The organism is Erwinia sp. (genome assembly GCF_049696395.1).
Lineage (GTDB): Bacteria > Pseudomonadota > Gammaproteobacteria > Enterobacterales > Enterobacteriaceae > Erwinia.
Map to the genome: position 1 here is coordinate 1 of NZ_JBAVTT010000164.1, position 4362 is coordinate 4362.

The 4362-nt window shown below is 58.9% G+C and carries 5 protein-coding genes; all 5 read right to left on the bottom strand.

The window, feature by feature from the left end; translation table 11 throughout:
- Nucleotides 1-1811 (bottom strand): biotin carboxylase N-terminal domain-containing protein (locus WCC56_RS19290; protein ID WP_424693936.1); only part of this gene is annotated, 1811 nt, incomplete at its 3' end.
- A gap of 78 nt (nucleotides 1812-1889) precedes the next feature.
- Nucleotides 1890-2525 (bottom strand): urea amidolyase associated protein UAAP2, encoded by a 636-nt coding sequence (locus tag WCC56_RS19295; protein WP_424693937.1) that lies wholly within the window; start codon nucleotides 2523-2525, stop codon nucleotides 1890-1892.
- Between the two features lie 10 nt (nucleotides 2526-2535).
- Complete coding sequence (locus WCC56_RS19300) at nucleotides 2536-3243, bottom strand: urea amidolyase associated protein UAAP1 (protein ID WP_424693938.1); 708 nt, start codon at nucleotides 3241-3243, stop codon at nucleotides 2536-2538.
- Nucleotides 3244-3252: 9 nt separating this feature from the next.
- Nucleotides 3253-4017 carry an ABC transporter ATP-binding protein gene (locus WCC56_RS19305; RefSeq protein ID WP_424693939.1) on the bottom strand — a complete coding sequence of 255 codons (765 nt, stop codon included), beginning with the start codon at nucleotides 4015-4017 and terminating at the stop codon, nucleotides 3253-3255.
- A 9-nt stretch (nucleotides 4018-4026) separates the two neighbouring features.
- On the bottom strand, nucleotides 4027-4362 hold a 336-nt coding region (locus WCC56_RS19310), incomplete at its 5' end, for an ABC transporter permease subunit (protein ID WP_424693940.1).

A 4362-nucleotide genomic window follows, 5' to 3' on the forward strand; every position in this document is an offset into this window, starting at 1 on the left:
AGCACATCACCGGTGCGCAGTTGCCTGCCAGCATGGCCGCCAAATTTGCCTAAGGTGAAGGTGCTGCGGCTGCCAAGATAGGCTGGACAATCGATGCCGCCAGCCAGCAACAGATAAGTGCGGCAGCCCGCTCCGGCGATGTCACCCAGCGTCAGCGTTTGTCCCGCGCGCGCATTGATAACCCGGCCATTGCTCAGCCGTTCCTCATCCAGCCGCGCAGTAATAACCGCACCAGCCAGCACAAAGGCACAGTCCTGATTGAAGCGTAGCGTGGGGCCGCGCAGGGTAATTTCCAGGCCAGCGGCATCCTGTGGATTGTTCAGTAGCCGGTTGCCGTGGCGGAATGAACGGCTGTCGAACGGGCCGGAGGTCGGCACGCCAACATGCCAGTAACCCGCGCGGCCTGGCGCATCCTGGATAGTGGTCAGCGTGCCGCCGCTCAGAACATCCAGCGTGGCTGGCGACCAGCTAACCGTCCCCAGCGTTGCGGTGATCACTCTGCCCTGTTGCACTTCCGGCAAGGTCAGCAGATGGCGCAGCCAGTGCAGGTTGGTTTCAATACCGTACAGCCCGGTGGCGGCCAGCGCCTCAGCAAGAGAAGCCAACGCCTGAGCACGGTCGGCGGCATGGACGATCACTTTTGCCAGCATCGGGTCGTAAAACGGCGAGACTTCAATACCGCTGTCCAGCCAGCTATCGATGCGCAGTGTTCCACTGTTAACGCGCTCAGGAAACTGCACCTGGCTCAGCAGTCCGGCACTTGGCTGGAACTGTTTTGCCGGATCTTCAGCGTACAGACGCACCTGAATGGCATGCCCTGAAGGTTCCGTTTTCAACGAAGCAACCGGCGGCAGTTCACCCGCGCCCAGTTGCACCATCCAGCGGACAATATCCACGCCGTAAATCATCTCGGTCACGCCGTGCTCAACCTGCAGGCGAGTGTTCACTTCAAGAAAGTAAAACTGCTGCGTCACCTCATCAAAAACATATTCCACGGTGCCCGCGCTGCGGTAGTTCACCGCCTGGCAAAGCCGGACTGCCGTCGCCTGCAACGCCTCACGAACCTCGTCACTCAGCCCAGGCGCTGGCGTCTCTTCTATCACTTTTTGGTTACGCCGCTGCGCCGAACAATCCCGTTCGCCCAGCGCAATCACGCCCCCTTCTCCGTCACCAAAGACCTGTACTTCAATATGGCGGGCACGGGCGATAAACTTCTCCAGAAAGACGCCATCATCGGCGAAATTGTTGCCTGCGAGGCGTTTCACGCGGGTAAAAGCTTCATCTAACTGTGAACGATCATCACAGCGCTGCATGCCAATTCCCCCGCCGCCTGCGGTGCTTTTCAGCATGACCGGATAACCAATGTTATCTGCCGCCGTTTGCGCCTCCTCCAGCGAGGTTAAAAGACCACTGCCAGAAAGCAGCGGGACAGCATTGTGCTGCGCTAACTCGCGGGCGCGGTGCTTCAATCCAAAGGCGGCCATTTGCTCAACGGTGGGCCCCAGAAAAACCACGCCAGCCCGATCGCAACGAGTGACAAAGGTGGCATTCTCACTGAGAAAGCCATAACCGGGATGGATAGCCTGCGTCTGCGATTGTGCGGCGATCTGCAGCAATTTATCCTGGTTCAGGTAGGTATCCCGTACGCTGCCGTCACCCAGTGACCAGGCTTCGTCAGCCAGACGCACATGCTGAGAATGGCGATCGGCTTCGGCATAGACCGCTATGGCTTTGATGCCCATCGCTTTTAAGGTACGGATGATGCGCACGGCAATGGCGCCGCGGTTGGCTATTAATACGCGCTCCAGCATAGGTTCACTCTCTTTTCAGGCAGGTCGTCCTGCTTTATCAGGGCACGAGAGTGCGGGTCGTCCCGCTGTGCCAGAGGGCTACCAGATAGCGACTTCGACCGGTGTCGGATTGTAGCCATTACAGGGGTTGTTCAGCTGCGGACAGTTGGAGATCAGCACCAGAACGTTCATGTTCGCCACCATTTCCACGTATTTTCCCGGCGCGGAGATGCCATCAGCAAACGTCAGCCCCCCTTCCTGAGTGACGGGCACGTTCATAAAGAAATTGATGTTGTGGGTGATGTCGCGACGCGTGAGGTTGAACTCCGGGCGCTCTGCCACCGCCAGCATCCAGCTGTCACGGCAGGAGTGCATATGCCTTTTTTCCAGGTCATATCGCACGGTGTTGCTCTCTGTTGAACAAGCGCCGCCCAACGTATCATGGCGGCCGCAGGTATCAGCGGTAATAGTCAGCATCGCGTTGTCATCATTAGAGCGCAGCACGCTGCCTGCGGTCAGAAACACGTTGTTCTGCCCACGCAGCGTATCGCTGAAACTGTAACGTTCAGCCGTATCATCCGCATTGAAAAACAGCGTATCTGCCGCCTGATTGCCTTCCAGGTCGGTGATGCGCAGCGTTTGCCCGGCTTCGACGCGGTAGAGCCAGTAATCGCCAGCCGGAATAGTTTCACGGTGCGTAGCCAGAGCCACATCATTGGGACTGAGTTTAATCATCGCAGGCTCCTTACGGCTGGCCGGTTAAGTAGTAAAGGTCGTTGTTGCGCAGGCCGCGCTGGTTCTCTTCGCGTGCCAGACAGTGCGCGGGCAACGAGGCAGCATTCCCATCCAGCACGATGCCAAGGCGCTGCTGAGGATACCGATCCCCTTCTGCCAACGGATGAGGGCAGCTGTGCAGGATTACCAGCGTGTCCATCGCAAACCGCAGCGTGACTTCCGCGCCCTTTTTGCCCTGCTGTTGTAACTGAAGCTCGCCGTCATCGCTGGCGGAAACCTGAGCAAAGAAATTCACGCAGGAAGCCATGTCTCGCTTGCCCAGCCCGTACTTCGCCAGCTCGACGAGGAAGCTGTCATAGCCGTTCTGATGCCAGTCATTGCGCATCTGCTGATAGTCCCGCGCGCCAAACTGCGCGGCGACCTGCTGAGCATTGCTGCTGCCACAAACACTTTCATGCCAGCCAAAGCTGTCCTGCTCGATGCCGCAAAAAATACGGCCCATATCGGAATAGAGGCAATGCCCGGCGGTCAGACGGAAGGTGTGTTGGCACTTCAGCGTGTCCGGCGCGTTATAGCGCTCCAGCAGATTCTCCGGGTTGTACATCAGCAGGCCAGCATTGACGCCGCCGTCGATATCGATCAACCGCAGCGCGCTACCGCGACGCATCCGCAGGGACCAGTGCGATCCGGCGGGTAACAGGGTTTCATAGGTGGTCATAGTTCCTCCTCAGGCAACCTGAGCGATGGGTGGGGCTTTCGCAGCCGCAGGCCGTCCTCGCTCCAGTGGAATATCATAAGTAATGCTCGCTCCCCAGGCGTCCGGCTCATGCGGGTCATGGCGAAGCTTGTCGAACACCCACAGGCGAGATCCCAGGGTGAAGCCCTCTTTCAGGTCATGGGTGATCATAAAAATGGTCAGGTTGTGGCGCTGCCACAGATCGCCAATCAGCTCATGCATCTCACCGCGAATACCCGGATCAAGCGCGCCAAAGGGTTCGTCGAGCAGTAAAATGCGTGGCCGCTTCATCAGTGCCTGAGCCAGCGCCAGGCGCTGCTGCATGCCGCCGGAAAGCTGATGCGGATATTTGTTCTGCGCCGGGACTAAGCCCACCTGCGCCAGCATTTCCAGCGCCCGTTCGCGGATCTGCCGGCGCTTTTTGCCCCAGACGCGGCCCAACCAGCGGGCTTCGCTGAATTCATCGGCCAGCATCACGTTGCCCAGCACGGTCAGATGCGGGAACACCGAGTAGCGCTGGAACACCACGCCGCGATGGTCGTCCGGCTCCTGCGGGATCGGTTTGCCATCCAACAGCAGTTGCCCTTTGCTTGGGCTTTCCGTCCCCAGCAACATGTTGAGAAAAGTGGTTTTGCCGCAGCCAGAAGCACCGACGATTGACACAAACTCGCCCTCTTCCACGCTGACGTTCAGCCGCTCCAGCACCACTTGCCTGTCGTAATGTTTTTCCAGATTTTTCAGTTCAATAATCGCCATGCTTCCCCCTTATTTTGCGTAGTACCATGGCCAGCAGCGGCGGCTAATCAGGCGCAGCAGCAGGTCCAGGGTGAAAGCCAGCAGCGTGATCCAGGCGACATACGGCAGAATGACGTCCATCGCCAGATAACGGCGCATCAGGAAGATGCGGTAACCCAGGCCTTCGGTCGCCGCAATAGCTTCCGCGGCAATCAAAAACAGCCACGCGGAGCTGAGCGACAGGCGCACCGCATCAAACAGACGCGGCATCAGCTGCGGCAGGATCACCCGCCAGAGGATCTGGGCGCTGTGGCCCCCCAGCGTCTGCGCCTTCACCAGCTGTTCACGCGGGATGGTCTGCACCTG

What these genes read in the sequence shown, in the direction of transcription:
- WCC56_RS19305 (WP_424693939.1), bottom strand. Translation starts at nt 4,017, where the DNA reads ATGGCGATTATTGAACTGAAAAATCTGGAAAAACATTACGACAGGCAA.
- WCC56_RS19300 (WP_424693938.1), bottom strand. Translation starts at nt 3,243, where the DNA reads ATGACCACCTATGAAACCCTGTTACCCGCCGGATCGCACTGGTCCCTG.
- WCC56_RS19295 (WP_424693937.1), bottom strand. Translation starts at nt 2,525, where the DNA reads ATGATTAAACTCAGTCCCAATGATGTGGCTCTGGCTACGCACCGTGAA.